This is a genomic window from Microbacterium sp. TW_SC_2, from assembly GCF_055361165.1.
Genome location: NZ_CM143952.1, coordinates 1,822,008 through 1,837,122, shown reverse-complemented (window position 1 = coordinate 1,837,122; position 15,115 = coordinate 1,822,008). Strand labels below are relative to the sequence as shown.

General features: G+C 68.5%; 14 protein-coding genes. 8 read left to right on the top strand and 6 right to left on the bottom strand.

The window, feature by feature from the left end:
- Positions 1 to 12 precede the first annotated feature (12 nt).
- From ACWA14_RS08710 to tkt, 3 genes are read right to left on the bottom strand one after another with little or no spacing between them, the layout of a single operon-like run.
- Positions 13 to 1,620: a glucose-6-phosphate isomerase gene (locus tag ACWA14_RS08710; RefSeq protein WP_463792484.1), complete on the bottom strand. Its 1,608-nt coding sequence runs from the start codon at positions 1,618 to 1,620 to the stop codon at positions 13 to 15.
- Positions 1,617 to 2,729: a transaldolase gene (gene tal / locus ACWA14_RS08705; protein WP_463792482.1), complete on the bottom strand. Its 1,113-nt coding sequence runs from the start codon at positions 2,727 to 2,729 to the stop codon at positions 1,617 to 1,619. Before tal ends, ACWA14_RS08710 begins: the two co-directional genes overlap by 4 nt.
- Positions 2,726 to 4,837 (bottom strand): transketolase, encoded by a 2,112-nt coding sequence (gene tkt / locus ACWA14_RS08700; RefSeq protein ID WP_463797408.1) that lies wholly within the window; start codon positions 4,835 to 4,837, stop codon positions 2,726 to 2,728. Before tkt ends, tal begins: the two co-directional genes overlap by 4 nt.
- 208 nt (positions 4,838 to 5,045) lie before the next feature.
- On the opposite strand from tkt, the gene ACWA14_RS08695 reads away from it, so the two are divergent.
- On the top strand, positions 5,046 to 5,966 hold the full coding sequence (locus ACWA14_RS08695) for a heme o synthase (RefSeq protein WP_463797406.1): 921 nt from the start codon (positions 5,046 to 5,048) through the stop codon (positions 5,964 to 5,966).
- Here ACWA14_RS08695 and ACWA14_RS08690 read toward each other — a convergent pair.
- Together ACWA14_RS08690 and ACWA14_RS08685 are read right to left on the bottom strand one after the other, a co-directional pair.
- Entirely contained in the window at positions 5,912 to 6,382 is a 471-nt protein-coding gene (locus ACWA14_RS08690) for a hypothetical protein (protein ID WP_463792479.1), read from the bottom strand. The genes ACWA14_RS08695 and ACWA14_RS08690 overlap by 55 nt on opposite strands.
- An 82-nt stretch (positions 6,383 to 6,464) precedes the next feature.
- Positions 6,465 to 7,655 carry a COX15/CtaA family protein gene (locus ACWA14_RS08685; protein WP_463792478.1) on the bottom strand — a complete coding sequence of 397 codons (1,191 nt, stop codon included), beginning with the start codon at positions 7,653 to 7,655 and terminating at the stop codon, positions 6,465 to 6,467.
- A 232-nt stretch (positions 7,656 to 7,887) separates the two neighbouring features.
- Here ACWA14_RS08685 and sufB point away from each other — a divergent pair, with 232 nt between their 5' ends.
- From sufB to ACWA14_RS08650, 7 genes are read left to right on the top strand one after another with little or no spacing between them, the layout of a single operon-like run.
- Positions 7,888 to 9,306, top strand: coding sequence for a Fe-S cluster assembly protein SufB (sufB, locus tag ACWA14_RS08680; RefSeq protein WP_463792476.1), 1,419 nt, complete (start codon positions 7,888 to 7,890; stop codon positions 9,304 to 9,306).
- Between the two features lie 35 nt (positions 9,307 to 9,341).
- Entirely contained in the window at positions 9,342 to 10,547 is a 1,206-nt protein-coding gene (gene sufD / locus ACWA14_RS08675) for a Fe-S cluster assembly protein SufD (protein WP_463792475.1), read from the top strand.
- Complete coding sequence (locus ACWA14_RS08670) at positions 10,544 to 10,870, top strand: Rieske 2Fe-2S domain-containing protein (protein ID WP_463792474.1); 327 nt, start codon at positions 10,544 to 10,546, stop codon at positions 10,868 to 10,870. Before sufD ends, ACWA14_RS08670 begins: the two co-directional genes overlap by 4 nt.
- Positions 10,871 to 11,641 carry a Fe-S cluster assembly ATPase SufC gene (gene sufC / locus ACWA14_RS08665; RefSeq protein WP_463792473.1) on the top strand — a complete coding sequence of 257 codons (771 nt, stop codon included), beginning with the start codon at positions 10,871 to 10,873 and terminating at the stop codon, positions 11,639 to 11,641. It begins immediately after the preceding gene.
- Between the two features lie 9 nt (positions 11,642 to 11,650).
- On the top strand, positions 11,651 to 11,980 hold the full coding sequence (locus ACWA14_RS08660) for a metal-sulfur cluster assembly factor (RefSeq protein ID WP_045280093.1): 330 nt from the start codon (positions 11,651 to 11,653) through the stop codon (positions 11,978 to 11,980).
- A 2-nt stretch (positions 11,981 to 11,982) separates the two neighbouring features.
- Positions 11,983 to 13,137 (top strand): MalY/PatB family protein, encoded by a 1,155-nt coding sequence (locus ACWA14_RS08655; RefSeq protein WP_463792472.1) that lies wholly within the window; start codon positions 11,983 to 11,985, stop codon positions 13,135 to 13,137.
- Positions 13,134 to 14,504 (top strand): MFS transporter, encoded by a 1,371-nt coding sequence (locus ACWA14_RS08650; RefSeq protein WP_463792471.1) that lies wholly within the window; start codon positions 13,134 to 13,136, stop codon positions 14,502 to 14,504. The genes ACWA14_RS08655 and ACWA14_RS08650 overlap by 4 nt, the downstream gene beginning before the upstream one ends.
- Here the strand turns inward: ACWA14_RS08650 and ACWA14_RS08645 are convergent.
- Positions 14,467 to 15,063, bottom strand: a complete 597-nt coding sequence (locus tag ACWA14_RS08645; RefSeq protein ID WP_463792469.1) for a TetR family transcriptional regulator — start codon at positions 15,061 to 15,063, stop codon at positions 14,467 to 14,469. The two genes, ACWA14_RS08650 and ACWA14_RS08645, sit on opposite strands and share 38 nt — an antisense overlap.
- Between the last annotated feature and the right edge of the window lie 52 nt (positions 15,064 to 15,115).

Here is a 15,115-nt window from a genome sequence, read left to right as displayed (position 1 = left end):
GTTCTCCTGCTGTTACTTCTGTGCGGCTTCGAAGAGGGTGAGCACGTCGGCCGACGAATCGGTGATCGTGAGAGACACGACCGGACGTCCGTGCTCGGCGAGGACGGCGGCGTCGCCGGCGGCCTGCGCCTCGATGAGCTGTCCGAACGTGAAGGGACGCTCAGGGATCTCGAGGTCCACCTCGGTGCGCTCGAGGATCTGCAGGAACACACCCTGTGCGGGTCCGCCCTTGTGGTACTGGCCGGTCGAGTGCAGGAATCGCGGACCCCACCCGAAGGTCGTCGGGCGGCCCGAGTCGGCGGCGACGAGTTCGCGCAGACCCTGCAGCTGCGGGATGTCGAGGCGGTTCACGTACGCCTGGATCGACACGTATCCGTCTTCGGCGAGCTGAGCCCAGAGCGCGTCGAGGACGCCCTCGACGGTGCCGGACACGGCCAGAGCGGGGTCGGAGACCCGCACCTCGACACCGTTCTCGACGAACGACGGGACCGTCGGCTCGGGGCGCGCGTCGAGAAGACCGCGCGCGGCGATCTTCGCCGACTCGACATCGGGCTGGTCGAAGGGGTTGATGCCGAGCAGGTGGCCGGCGATCGCGGTCGCGTACTCCCAGACCACGAGCTGTGCGCCGAGGCTGCCGCTGACGAGGATCTCGCCTTCGTGGCGCTCGTGCAGGTGGAACTCGTTCGCGTCGTCGACGAGACGCACGATCTGCAGATCCGCCGGCAGCGCGTCGAGTTCGGGGGAGACGGGCAGCAGCACGACCGGGAGGATGCCCGTGCCGTCCTTTCCGGTGGACTCCGCGATCAGCTGCTCGATCCAGTCCGGCAGGCCGTTGATGTGCGTGCCGTCCGTGATCAGGCCCAGCTTGTCGCGGCGGGGGGTCGTCGCGGCGATCGCCGCGGCGAGACGCAGAGCCGGGTTGTCGGCGGAGTCGATGGCGACCTCGAGCAGCGAGGCCTCGGCCTCGTTCAGCAACTCGTCGATGTCGACTCCGGCGAGGCCGGAGGGCACGAGGCCGAACGCGGTCAGAGCGGAGTAGCGGCCGCCGACGTTCGGGTCGGCGTTGAACACGCGGTAGCCGGCGTCGCGCGCCGAGGAGTCGAGCGGCGAACCGGGGTCGGTCACGACCACGATGCGCTCGGTCGGGTCGATGCCCAGGTCACGGAACGCGGCCTCGAACGTCCGTCGCTGCGAGTCCGTCTCGACGGTCGATCCGGACTTGGACGAGACCACGAGCACGGTGTCGGAGATCCCGGCGTCGAGGGCGGCGAGCACCTGCCCGGGCGCGGTGGAGTCGAGGATCGTGAGGGGCACCCCGGCTGTCTGGGCGATCACCTCGGGCGCGAGCGAGGAACCGCCCATGCCCGCGAGGATCACACGGGTGACGCCCTTGGCGGCGAGGTCGTGACGCAGTGCGGTGATCTCGGCGACGAGCGGACGCGACACCGTGACGGCCTCGATCCAGCCCAGCCGCACGGACGCCTCGGCCTCAGCGGCCTGGCCCCACAGCGTGTTGTCGCCTCCGGTGAGGCGTGACGCGATCAGGTCCGCGACGAGGCGCGGCACCGTCTCGTCGATGGCAGCGCGTGCGGCGCCCGACGTGTGGATGGAGAAGGTCATCGCTGTGCCTCCAGAGCCTCGGCCACCTGGGCCAGCAGGTCGTGCCACGAGTCGATGAACTTGGCCACGCCTTCGTCCTCGAGCACCTGGGTGACGTCGGTGAAGTCGACGCCGACGGCCTCGAGGTCGGCGAACACCTGGTGGGCCTCGGCGTATCCGCCGGTGACGGTGTCACCCGTGACGATGCCGTGGTCGAACGCGGCCTCGAGGGTCTTCTCCGGCATCGTGTTGACGACGCCCGGGGCGACGAGCTCGGTCACGTAGAGCGTGTCGGGCAGCGCGGGGTCCTTGACACCGGTCGAGGCCCACAGCGGACGCTGGACGTTCGCCCCGAGGGCGAGCAGGTCGGTCGCGCGCTTCTCGCCGAACTTCTTCTCGAAGAGCTCGTAGGCGAGACGGGCGTTCGCGAGGCCGGCCTTGTCCTTCAGAGCCGCAGCCTCATCGGTGCCGATCGCGGCGAGCCGCTTGTTCGTCTCGATGTCGACGCGCGACACGAAGAACGAGGCGACCGAGTGGATGCTCGACAGGTCGACGCCCGCGCTGTGCGCACGCTCGAGACCCGCCAGGTAGGCCTCGATGACCTCGGCGTACCGCTCCAGGCTGAAGATCAGGGTGACGTTGACGCTGATGCCGGAGGCGATCGCCTCGGTGATCGCGGGCAGGCCGGCCTTGGTCGCGGGGATCTTGACCAGGAGATTCGGGCGGTCGATCTTGGACCAGAGCTGCCTGGCCTGGGCGACCGTGCCGTCGGTGTCGTGGGCGAGGTCGGGGGAGACCTCGATCGAGACGCGGCCGTCGACGTGGTCGGTGGCCTCCCAGACGGGGCGGAAGATGTCGAGTGCGTCGCCCACATCCTGCGTCGTGGCGGCGAAGACGGCGTCCTCGGCGCTCGTGCCTGCGGCGGCGAGCTCGCTGAGCTGCGCATCGTAGGACGTGTCGTTCTTGTCGGTGATCGCGTTGGCGAAGATCGTGGGGTTCGTGGTGACGCCGACGATGTTGTGCGATCCGATCAGATCCGCGAGGTTACCGGAGGTGATCCGGGTACGGGAGAGGTCGTCGAGCCAGATGCTGACGCCGGCGGCGGCGAGCTGTGCGGTGGGGGTGCTCATGCGTTCTCCTTGGTGCTGTGGGCGGCGATGGTCTCGCGCGCGGCCGCGATGACGGCCTCGGTGGTGATACCGAACTTCTCGAACAGGGTCTTGTAGTCGGCGGAGGCGCCGAAGTGGTCGATGCCGACCGAACGGCCGCGGTCGCCGACGATGCCGCGCCACGAGAGCACGGAACCCGCCTCGACCGAGACGCGGGCGGTGACGGCTGCCGGCAGTACGCTCTCGCGGTACGCGGCGTCCTGCTCGTCGAACCACTCCAGCGAGGGAGCGGAGACGACGCGGACGTTCACGCCCTCTTCGGCCAGAGCGGCGCGGGCCGCCACGGCGAGCTGCACCTCCGAGCCCGTGGCGATGATGATGACGTCCGGCGTGCCGTTCGGGGCCTCGGCGAGGACGTAGGCGCCCTTGGCCGTGTGCGCGGCCGAGGCGAACACCTCGCCGGAGGCGGCGTCCTGGCCGCGTTCGAACACCGGGATGTTCTGGCGGGTCAGTGCGATGCCGGCCGGGCCCTCCTGGCGGCGCAGGATCTCGAGCCACGCCTCGGCGGTCTCGTTGGCGTCCGCCGGGCGGACGACGGCGAGGTTCGGGATCGCGCGGAGCGTCGCGAGCTGCTCGACCGGCTGGTGGGTCGGCCCGTCCTCACCCAGGGCGACCGAGTCGTGGGTCCACACGAACACGCTGGGCACGTTCATGAGTGCGGCCAGGCGCACGGCCGGGCGCATGTAGTCGCTGAAGATGAGGAAGGTTCCACCGAACGCGCGGGTCTTGCCGTGCAGCACGATGCCGTTCACGATCGCGCCCATGGCGTGCTCGCGGATACCGAAGTGCAGGACCCGTCCGTACGGGGTGCCGGACCACTCGTGGGTCGACCACTCCGCCGGGATGAAGGACGGAGCTTCCTTGATGGTGGTGAGGTTCGACTCGGCGAGATCGGCGGAGCCGCCCCACAGCTCGGGGAGCTCGGCGGCGAGGGCGTTGATGACCAGGCCGGAGGCCGCACGGGTCGAGACATCCTTGCCGGTCTCGAACAGGGGGAGCGCCGAGGAGATGTCCTCGGGCAGCTCACCGGACTCGAGGCGGTCGAGCAGTGTCTTCCGCTCGGGGTTGGCCGCAGCCCACGCGTCGAAGCTCTTCTGCCATTCGGCGCGGGCCTCGGCGGCGCGATCGGCGAGGCCGCGCGTGTGCGCGATCACGTCGTCGGCGACGGCGAAGGTCTCCTCCGGGTCGAAGCCGAGGACCTTCTTCGTGGCGGCCAGCTCATCGGCACCGAGAGCGGAGCCGTGGATCTTGCCGCTGTTCTGCTTGCCGGGCGAGGGCCAGCCGATGATGGTCTTGAGGATGATGAGCGAGGGCTTGGCGGTCTCGCCCTTGGCGGCCTCGATCGCGGCGAACAGCTCGGCGGCGTCCTCGACGTACTCGCCGGTCTTCTTCCAGTCGACGGTCTGGACGTGCCAGCCGTACGCCTCGTAGCGCTTCGCGACGTCTTCCGTGAAGGCGACGTTCGTGTCGTCCTCGATCGAGATCTGGTTGGAGTCGTAGATCGCGATCAGGTTGCCGAGCTGCTGGTGACCGGCGAGCGAGGAGGCCTCACTCGTGACGCCCTCCTGCAGGTCGCCGTCTCCGGCGATCGTGTAGACGAAGTGGTCGAACGGGCTCGTGCCGGCCGCGGCCTCCGGGTCGAACAGCCCACGCTCGTAGCGGGCGGCGTAGGCGAATCCGACGGCGGAGGCGAGTCCCTGACCGAGAGGGCCGGTGGTGATCTCGACGCCCTTCGTGTGCCCGTATTCCGGGTGCCCGGGAGTGAGTGAACCCCACGTGCGGAGTGCCTTGAGGTCGTCGAGCTCGAGCCCGAAGCCGCCGAGGTAGAGCTGCACGTACTGCGTGAGGGAGGAGTGTCCCACCGAGAGGATGAACCGGTCGCGACCGAGCCAGTCGGTGTCGGTCGGGTCGTGGCGAAGAACGCGCTGGTAGAGCAGGTAGGCGGCGGGAGCGAGGCTCATCGCGGTGCCGGGGTGGCCGTTGCCGACCTTCTCGACGGCATCCGCCGCCAGAATCCGGGCGGTGTCCACCGCGCGCCGATCGATCTCATCCCACTGCAATTCCGACACGTTCATGCCCTTTCCGACAGTTCTGAGGGCGCCCGTATTCCCTGGCGTATCCGCAACGTGATCAGAAGGGGGTGTGCACAGCGCCGGGCGCGCGAGTGTTTTCAGCATAGTGGGGGGCCACCCCACACCGAGGGGGCTTGACAGCCGGATGACGTCATCCGGTGTCATACACTGGAGAGGTTGTCCTGGAACACGTGTGGAGGAGGCGATCGAGATCTCGACGATGTCTGGTGCGACCGTGAGGACACGGTCCTTCGGCCGCACGGTGAAGGCGTACGTCGCCCTCACGAAGCCGCGCGTTCTCGAACTTCTTCTCGTGTCGACCGTCCCGGTCATGTTCCTGGCGCAGGGCGGACTCCCCGATCTGTGGCTCGTGCTGGCCACGGTCATCGGCGGATCGCTGAGTGCGGGATCGGCCGCGGCGTTCAACATGTACCTCGATCGCGACATCGACGCCCACATGCACCGCACCGAGAACCGACCGCTCGTGACGGGCGAGATCACCCCGCGCGGTGCCCTGATCTTCTCGTGGACGCTCGCCGTGGTCTCCACCGTCTGGCTGCTCGCGACCACGAACTGGCTCGCCGCGTCCCTCTCCGCCGGCGCCATCTTCTTCTACGTGGTCATCTACACGATGATCCTCAAGCGCCGCACGGAGCAGAACATCATCTGGGGCGGCATCGCCGGGTGCTTCCCGGTACTGATCGGCTGGGCCGCGGTGACGAGCTCGCTGGATTGGCCCGCGTTCATCCTGTTCCTGCTGATCTTCCTGTGGACGCCGCCGCACTACTGGCCCCTGTCGATGAAGTACCGCGACGACTACACCGATGTCGACGTGCCCATGCTCGGAGTCACCCGCAACGCCTCGCAGGTCGGCCTCCAGGTCATCCTCTACGCCTGGGCGACCATCGCCTGCTCGCTGCTGCTCGTTCCGATCGCGAACATGGGCCTCGTCTACACCGTCTCCGCCCTCGTCTTCGGCGGATGGTTCCTCTACGAGTCGCACCGGCTGTACAACCGCGCGGTGCGTGGGGATGAGGCGCGCCCCATGCGGGTGTTCCACGCCTCGATCACCTACTTGACGCTGATCTTCGTCGCGGTCGCCGTCGACCCGCTGCTCCCGTTCTGATCGTCCTCCGTCGCGGAGCGGTCGTGGGGTCCGGCGTCTGAGGCGTCGTCCGACACGACGGTCTCCGTGACCTGAGTGGCGTGCGAGGCGTCGTCGGCCGCCTCGAGATCGTGGGCCGCGACCCCGTCGAGACGCGAGACCACGGGCGCGGCGGCTGAAGGCATGAGCGCCTGCACGGCGGTGGTGAGGCCGAGCGTGAGCAGCAGGCCGATGACTCCCGCGCCCAGGAGCGCCGAGCCGACCACGACGAGGGACTGCCCCACGTAGACCTCGACGCCCGTCGCGGTGCCGTCGGTGAGCGTGCTCGTCATCGTGCCGAGCTGCCCCGAGATGAGCCAGCCGCCGACGGCGGTCGCGCCGAGGGACAGGAGAAGGAGAAGCCAGAAGCCGATGCTGCGAGTCAGTGTCTTGTTCATGTCGACCACGCTCGCCGACACGTCGATGAGTCGCTGATGGACGGAATATGGATCCTCTGTGCGCACGCCTGCGGGGACGTCGTCAGTGAGCGGTGACCGCGTCCACCGCGTCGGCATCGGCGTCGGAGCCGGCAGACGCCGCGACGGGGCGACGAAGGTGCAGCACGACCACCGTGTAGGTGGCTGCGGAGAGTGCGGCCAGCACCATGTGGATGCCGACGAGCAGGGGCGGAAGACCCTCGCGTGCCTGCCAGATGCCGACGCCGACCTGCACGAGGATCGCGAGCACGAGGACCAGCAGCCACTTCCGCGGCCGCAGACGCAGCGTCCAGGCCGAGATCGTGAGGACGAGGACCAGGCCAGCGAGGATGTATCCGGGCCAGGCATGCACGTGCGCGAGCACGGTGGCGTCGAAGCCCTCTCTCAACACGGCGGCGTCGCCGGAGTGGGGTCCGGAGCCGGTGGTGAGCACGCCGAAGAGGATCGTCACGGCGAGGGCGAGACCGGTGAGGTGGCTGAGGGCGGCGAACCACGTCGGGACGGCGAGTTCGCGCCGGCCGGGAACGGCATACAGACGCACCAGGAAAGCGGCCGTGACGCAGACCAGCAGCAGCGAGGACGTGTAGTGGAAGCCGACGATGAAGGGGTTCAGTCCGGTCAGCACGGTGATGCCGCCGACCAGCGCCTGAGCGACGACCCCGGCGAGGACGATCCATGCCAGGGCCACGAGGTCGCGTCGATCCGGAGCGGTGCGCACGGAGTGCACCGCGGCGGCGATCACGGCGAGCAGGAGGACGCCGGTCGCGAACGGGAACGCGAGGTCGTCGAACACCGCCGCGACCGAGCTGAGGACGTACTTCGAGACCGAGTAGGCCACGACGGCCCCGGCGATCCCGCCCAGGGCGAACCACAGCGAGCGGACGAGGTGGCGCCGGCCGCCGATCGTCGAGATCACCAGCAGCACGACCGCCAGTGCGATGATCCCCACGACGCCGGTCATCAGCCGGTTGCCGAACTCGATCAGTCCGTGGACGCCCTGATCGGCATAGATCGGCACGAGCGACTCGGGCGTGCACAGCGGCCACTCCGAGCAGCCGAGCCCCGATCCGGTGAGCCGGACGGCACCGCCGGTCCCGATGATGATGGTCTCGCTGACGAACGAGAGCCACGCGAGGATCCGGAGCGCGCGACCCCACACCGGGGTGCGCGTCGCTGTCACCCGGGGACCGTCGCCGGTCTTCGCAGTGGCGGCGGGGATCTTCGTGTCGGGCATGGGTCCTCCGGACCGGGCTGACTCGGCGGGCACGGCCCGGTTGTCAGGCGAAACCTGTAGAATCGGATTGTTGTGATGAGCGCTTACCGCGCTGCACCATCGTCAACAGTTTAGGCGCGATGGATGCGTCGATGATGAGGGCCCACCAGCGGCACCCGCTCTCCGCCGACTCGGCGGAGGATCCGGTGTGTCGGGGCGGATGACACCGTTGAGGCCTGAAAAGGAGAGTGTGATGTCGGATGTGCTGATCGACCGCCCAGAGCTGGACAGCCTGGGGGTGTACGAATTCGGGTGGCATGACGCCGATGCGGCGGGTGCCATCGCGAAACGCGGTATCTCCGAAGAGGTCGTCCGAGGCATCTCGGCACTCAAGAACGAGCCCGAGTGGATGCTGAAGACCCGTCTCAAGGGATATCAGCTCTTCGGACGCAAGCCGATGCCGACGTGGGGTGCAGACCTCAGCGAGATCGACTTCGACAACATCAAGTACTTCGTGCGCTCCACCGAGAAGCAGGCGCAGACCTGGGAAGACCTTCCCGCCGAGATCCGCGAGACCTACGAGCGTCTCGGCATCCCCGAGGCCGAGCGCCAGCGCCTGGTCGCCGGTGTCGCGGCGCAGTACGAGTCCGAGGTGGTCTACCACCAGATCCGCGAGGACCTGGAAGAGCAGGGTGTCATCTTCATGGACACCGACACGGCACTCCGTGAGCACCCCGAGATCTTCGAGGAGTACTTCGGCACCGTGATCCCCGCCGGCGACAACAAGTTCGCCGCGCTGAACACGGCGGTCTGGTCGGGCGGCTCGTTCGTCTACGTCCCCAAGGGCGTGCACGTCGAGATCCCGCTGCAGGCGTACTTCCGCATCAACACCGAGAACATGGGCCAGTTCGAGCGGACCCTGATCATCGCCGACGAAGACAGTTACGTCCACTACATCGAGGGCTGCACCGCGCCGATCTACAAGTCGGACTCGCTGCACTCGGCCGTCGTCGAGATCATCGTGAAGAAGAACGCCCGCGTTCGCTACACGACGATCCAGAACTGGTCGAACAACGTCTACAACCTCGTCACCAAGCGTGCCGTCGCCCACGAGGGCGCCACGATGGAGTGGGTCGATGGGAACATCGGCTCCAAGGTCACGATGAAGTACCCGTCGATCTACCTCATGGGTGAGCACGCGAAGGGGGAGACCCTGTCGGTCGCCTTCGCCGGTCCGGGTCAGCACCAGGACGCCGGCGCGAAGATGATCCACATGGCTCCGTACACGCAGTCGTCGATCATCTCGAAGTCGATCGCCCGTGGCGGAGGCCGTGCAGGCTACCGCGGTGAGGTCCGTGTCGATGCCAACGCCCACCACTCGGCGAACACCGTGCGCTGTGACGCACTCCTGGTCGACACCAAGTCCCGCTCCGACACGTACCCCGCGATCGATATCCGCGTGGACGACGTCCAGCTGGGCCACGAGGCCACGGTCTCGAAGGTCAGCGAGGAGCAGCTGTTCTACCTGCAGTCCCGCGGCATGCCCGAGGACGAGGCGATGGCGATGATCGTGCGCGGCTTCATCGAGCCGATCGCGCGGGAACTGCCGATGGAGTACGCGATGGAGTTGAACAAGCTCATCGAGATGGGCATGGAAGGCAGTGTGGGATGACCGTCCCTCTGACGATGATTGGAAGTGTCAGCTAGATGACGGCCTCTACCACCGCGTCCGCAGGGACGCAGGAATCGAACGCGCACATCGACCCGGCGGCGCAGGTCGCCTCGGCTCGGTTCACGCCGGTGCAGACGCGCTCCGCGCGACCGCACTCGTTCGACCCCTCCGACTTCGGCGCCCCGACCGGGCGCGAGGTCAACTGGAAGCACACCCCGGTCGCGCAGCTGACCTCGTTGTTCGAGGTCGCGCCGGACGGTGACGGCGTGCGCTACGACGTGCGAGCGGGTGCCGAGTACATCTCGACGCCCCTCGCCGCCGGTACCGCTCCGCGCGGAGAGGTCTTCCTCGCCGAGGACATCACCGCCGCCGTCGCGTGGCAGGGTGCGGCCGAGGCGATGCACGTCCGCATCCCGCGCGAGGAAGAGGTCGCCGAGCCCGTCTTCATCGGGATCCACGGCCTCGGCGCCGAGCTCCGTGCCGACGCGCACATCGTGATCGAGGCGCTCGAGCACAGCGTGGCGACCGTGGTGCTGCAACACACGGGCAGCGCCCGCTATGCGCAGAACGTCGAGATCATCGCGCGTCCCGGGTCGAAGCTCACCGTGATCAGCCTCCAGCAGTGGCAGGACGATGCCGTGCACGCGGCCGCGCACCAGGCCCGCGTGGACGCCGACGCGACCCTCAAGCACTTCGTGATCAGCTTCGGCGGCGGAGTCGTGCGGGTCAACCCGAACGTCGAGCTCGCCGGTGCGGGCTCGGAGGGCTACCTGTACGGCCTCTCCTACGCGGATGCCGGACAGCACCTCGAGAGTCAGGTCTACCTGCACCACAAGGGCCCGCGCACCAAGGGCGACGTGCTCTACAAGGGTGCGTTGCAGGGCACCGGCGCGCACAGCGTCTGGATCGGCGACGTCCTGATCGGCCCGGACGCCACCGGCACCGACTCGTACGAGGCGAACCGCAACCTCGTGCTCACCGAGGGTGCGCGCGCCGACTCGATCCCGAACCTCGAGATCGAGACCGGCGACATCCTCGGTGCCGGCCACGCCAGCGCGACCGGTCGTTTCGACGACGAGCAGCTCTTCTACCTGCAGGCCCGCGGGATCTCGGAAGAAGAGGCGCGTCGCCTCGTGGTGCTCGGGTTCCTCACCGACATCGTCCAGCGCCTCGGCATCCCCGAGCTCGAGAAGGAGCTTCTCGACGCGATCGAGACCGAGCTCGCGGCGGTGACCGCATGACCGCCGAACGCGTCTGCGGCGTCGCGGATCTCGAGCAGGACATGCCCCTGCGCGTCGACCCGGGTGGGGTGCCGATCACCGTCATCAAGGACGGCGAGGGCGTCATCCATGCCATCGGCGACACGTGCACCCACGGCGAGATCTCGCTGTCCGAGGGCTTCGTCGAGGGTGACACGGTCGAATGCTGGGCTCACGGCTCCGCGTTCTCGCTGCTCACCGGCAAGCCCGGAAACCTCCCCGCTTACGAGCCCGTCCCGGTCTACGTCGTCGTGATCGACGGCGACGACGTGCTCATCGACCCGACCGTGATTAAGGAAGTCTGAATGTCTGTTCTCGAGATCCGCGACCTGTACGTGACGGTCGAGACCGAGTCGGGGAACACCCCGATCCTCAACGGAATCACCCTCACCATGAACACCGGTGAGACGCACGCCATCATGGGCCCCAACGGCTCCGGCAAGTCGACGCTGGCGTACACGATCGCCGGACACCCGAAGTACACCGTCACGAGCGGCTCCATCACCTTCGACGGCCAGGACGTCCTGGCGATGACGGTCGACGAGCGCGCCCGCGCGGGCCTGTTCCTCGCGATGCAGTACCCGGTCGAGATCCCCGGCGTCACCGTGACCAACTTCCTGCGCACCGCCAAGACCGCGCTCGACGGCGAGGCCCCCGCGATCCGCGGCTGGACCAAGGACGTCAAGGCCGCGATGTCGAACCTGCGCATGGACCCGAAGTTCGCGCAGCGCAACGTCAACGAGGGGTTCTCCGGTGGCGAGAAGAAGCGTCACGAGATCCTCCAGCTCGAGGTCCTGAAGCCGAAGTTCGCGATCCTCGACGAGACCGACTCCGGTCTCGATGTCGACGCGCTCAAGATCGTCTCCGAGGGCGTCAACCGCGCCAAGGAGACCACCGGTCTCGGCGTGCTGCTGATCACGCACTACACCCGCATCCTCCGCTACATCCGCCCCGATCACGTGCACGTGGTCGTCGCCGGGAAGATCGTGGAAGAGGGCGGCCCGGAGCTCGCCGATCGGCTCGAGGACGAGGGTTACGACCGCTTCCTCGACCCCGCCGCCCCCATCGAGGCGTAGGCTGACGGAATGACCGCGACGCTCACCGACCAGAAGTACGACGAGGTCACCGAGGCCCTGAAGGACGTCATGGATCCCGAGCTCGGGATCAACGTCGTCGACCTCGGCCTCATCTACGACCTCGCCTGGGATGACGAGAACGATGCTCTCGTCATCCACATGACGCTGACGAGTGCGGGCTGCCCGTTGACCGACGTCCTCGAGGACCAGACCGCTCAGGCTCTGGACTCGGTCGTCGATCGATTCCGGATCAACTGGGTCTGGATGCCGCCGTGGGGCCCGGAGAAGATCACGGACGACGGGCGCGACATGATGCGCGCCCTCGGCTTCGCGATCTGAGGATGCACCGGGTCACGGCGCTGCCGCTGGAACAGCTGCGCGAACGCACCAGCGCGAAGTGGCGGGAGTACCCTGCCGACGTGCTGCCTCTGTTCGTGGCCGAGACGGATTTTCCTCTCGCCCCGGCGATCACGGAGGCGCTCCAGCGTGCCGTGGCCTCGGGCGACACGGGGTACAAGCCCTCGCAGTCGCCGCTCGCGGAGACGTACGCCGGCTTCGCCCGACGCCGCTTCGGCTGGGAGATCGAGCCCGCGAGAGTGCGCAGCACAGCGGACGTGAGCATGGGGATCGTCGAGATCCTCCGTCGGGTGACGCGCCCCGGCGACCGTGTCGTGATCACCCCGCCGGTGTACCCGCCGTTCGCCGACATCGTCGAGGAAGCGGGCGCCGCGGCCCAGCGCGTTCCGCTCCACGACACCGGAGCGGGATGGGAGCTCGATCTCGAGGGCATCCGCGCAGCGTTCCAGAGCGGAGCCACAGCGATCCTGCTCTGCAACCCGCACAACCCGACCGGCACCGTGCATTCGGCCGACTCGCTCGCTGCGCTGGCCACCCTCGCCGCGGAGTTCGGTGTCAGTGTGGTCTCGGACGAGATCCACGCGCCGCTGACCCAGCCCGGCGCCGGGTTCACCCCGTTCCTGACCGCGGGAGACGACGCACGACGCGTCGGCTATGCGGTCGTGAGCGCGAGCAAGGCGTTCAACCTCGCAGGTCTCAAGTGCGCGCTCATGGTCACCGCGGACGAGGCGACGAGCCGAGTCGTGGACGCGCTGCCGGTGGAGGTCGAGTGGCGCACCGGGCAGTTCGGGCTGCTCGCCGCGGTGGCGGCGTTCTCGGAGGAGAGCGACGCCTGGCTCGACGGTCTGCTGCGCACGCTGGATGAGAACCGGCGGCTTCTGGCCGAGCTGCTGGCGCGTCTGCTCCCCGAAGCGCGCTACCGGATCCCGGATGCGGGGTATCTGGCCTGGATCGATCTGCAGGCGATGGGCTGGGGAGAGAACCCCGCGCGCCGTATCCTCCGCGATGCCAAGGTCGCGCTGCACTACGGGCCGGCCTTCGGCGACGAGGGCAAGGGGTACGTGCGGTTGAACTTCGGCACGAGCCCCGAGATCATCACCGAGGCCGTGGAGCGTATCGCCGCGCTCGCGCCGCGGTGACCGTCGAGGTCCCCGCGGCCTCGATCTGGGACCGCCAGCGCGTGTGGGTCACGCTCGGAGCGGTCGCGCTGATCTTCCTCGCCGCGATCGAATCACTCGCGGTGACCACCGTGATGCCCGTGGTCAGCGAGGCCCTCGACGGCGAGGCGCTGTACGCGGTGGCATTCGCCGGCACGCTCGCCACGAGTGTGATCGGGATGGTCGCCGCGGGAGCCTGGTCGGACGCCCGAGGGCCGCGCGGCGCCCTCTATGCGGCCGTCTCGCTGTTCCTGATCGGGCTGGTCGTCTCGGGTGTCGCGGTCACGATGCATCAGTTCCTGATCGGTCGACTCGTGCAGGGGCTCGGGACCGGCGGGCAGACGGTCGCGCTGTACGTCGTCGTGGCCCGGCTGTATCCGCCCCATCTGCACGGCCGGGTGTTCGCCGCGTTCGCCGCCGCGTGGGTGGTTCCCTCGATGATCGGTCCCTTCCTGGCCGGAGCGGTCGCCGAATACCTCCACTGGCGGTGGGCGTTCCTCGGGGTCGCCGTGCTGACCGCGCTCGCGTTCGCCATGGTCGCCGTGCGGCTGCGGGGAGTCGACCTCGGTCACGGGGTGCCGCAGGACCGTCGCGTCGTCTCGACCCGCCTGGTGCTCGCTGTGGTGGTCGCCGCCCTCGCGGTCCTCATCGGCTTCTCGGCCGACATGCCGCCTGCGGTCGGCTGGCCCGTCGCGCTCCTCGCGATCGTCATGATCGGCGTCGTGCTCCTGCCCCTGTTGCCGCGTCGCACGCTCCGTGCCGGTCGCGGGCTTCCCAGCGTGGTGCTGATGCGAGGGCTCGCCGCGGGGGCCTTCTTCACGTCCGAGGCGTATCTTCCGTATCTGCTCATCGAGCGCTTCGGCTTCTCCGTCACCTGGGCGGGGCTCGCTCTGATGCTCGCCGCCTTCGCGTGGGCGGGGGCATCGGCCCTGCAGGGGCGATTCGGGGAACGCCTCGGAAACCGGCGCATCAGTGCGATCAGCCTCTCCCTGTTGTTCATGGCGCTCCTGTGCGTGCTCGTCGCCGCGGTGTGGGGCATCACCCCGCTGCTGGTGATCTTCGGCTGGGCGTTCGCCGGAGGCGGCATGGGCCTGCTCTACCCGCGGTTGACCGTGCTCACTCTGGCGTACTCGACGGAGAGCGATCAGGGATTCAACTCCTCGGCGCTCTCGATCTCCGATTCCACCGGCGCGGCGGTCGTGATCGCCCTGGCCGGTCTCGCAGTCGCCAGCCTCGGGGGAGGCGCCGGAGCGTTCAGCATCGTCTTCGTGTTCTGCGCCGGGCTCGTGCTGCTCGCCGCCGTCCCGGGGTTCAGGCTCGGTCGCGCAGCGGAGCAGACGGCGCTCTGACGCCACCCGCGAGCGAGGTGACACCGAGGTCGAACACGCGATCGAGCCCGGCGGTCACATCGTGCTCGTCGTCCACATCGGCTTCGGTGCCGAGAGCACCGTGGCTGTCGGCGTGCATGCGCTGCTGCACGAGCGTCGCGTGACCGAGGATGAAATGCAGGAGGGCCGCCGCGCGGTCGTCCGGGGCGTCAGCGCCCTCGGCCCGGATCGCCTCCGCCAGCGCGGTCTGCGCGTGCGATGCGCCGAGACGCAGCGCATAGGTGCTGAGCACGAGCTCGGCGCCGTCGCGATGCGCGAAGAGCGCGTCTCGGATTCCGCGTGCGGTCTGCAGCACCGAGGCCGCGGGGTCGGGGATGTCCGCGGTGATCCGGTCGGCGAGTTCGGCGAGCAGCTCCTGCTTGTTCGCGACGTGCCAGTAGAGAGCGCTGGGCTGCACGTCGAGTCGGGCGGCGATGCGGCGCATCGAGAGGTCGGCGAGCCCGACCTCGTCGAGCAGAGCGAGCGCGGCGCGGGCCACGCCGTCGCGATCGTGACGGGGGGAGTTGTGCGCCGGGGTCATCGTCTCACTATACTGAACGCCGTTCAGGTGAACAGTGTTCAGGAGAACGATG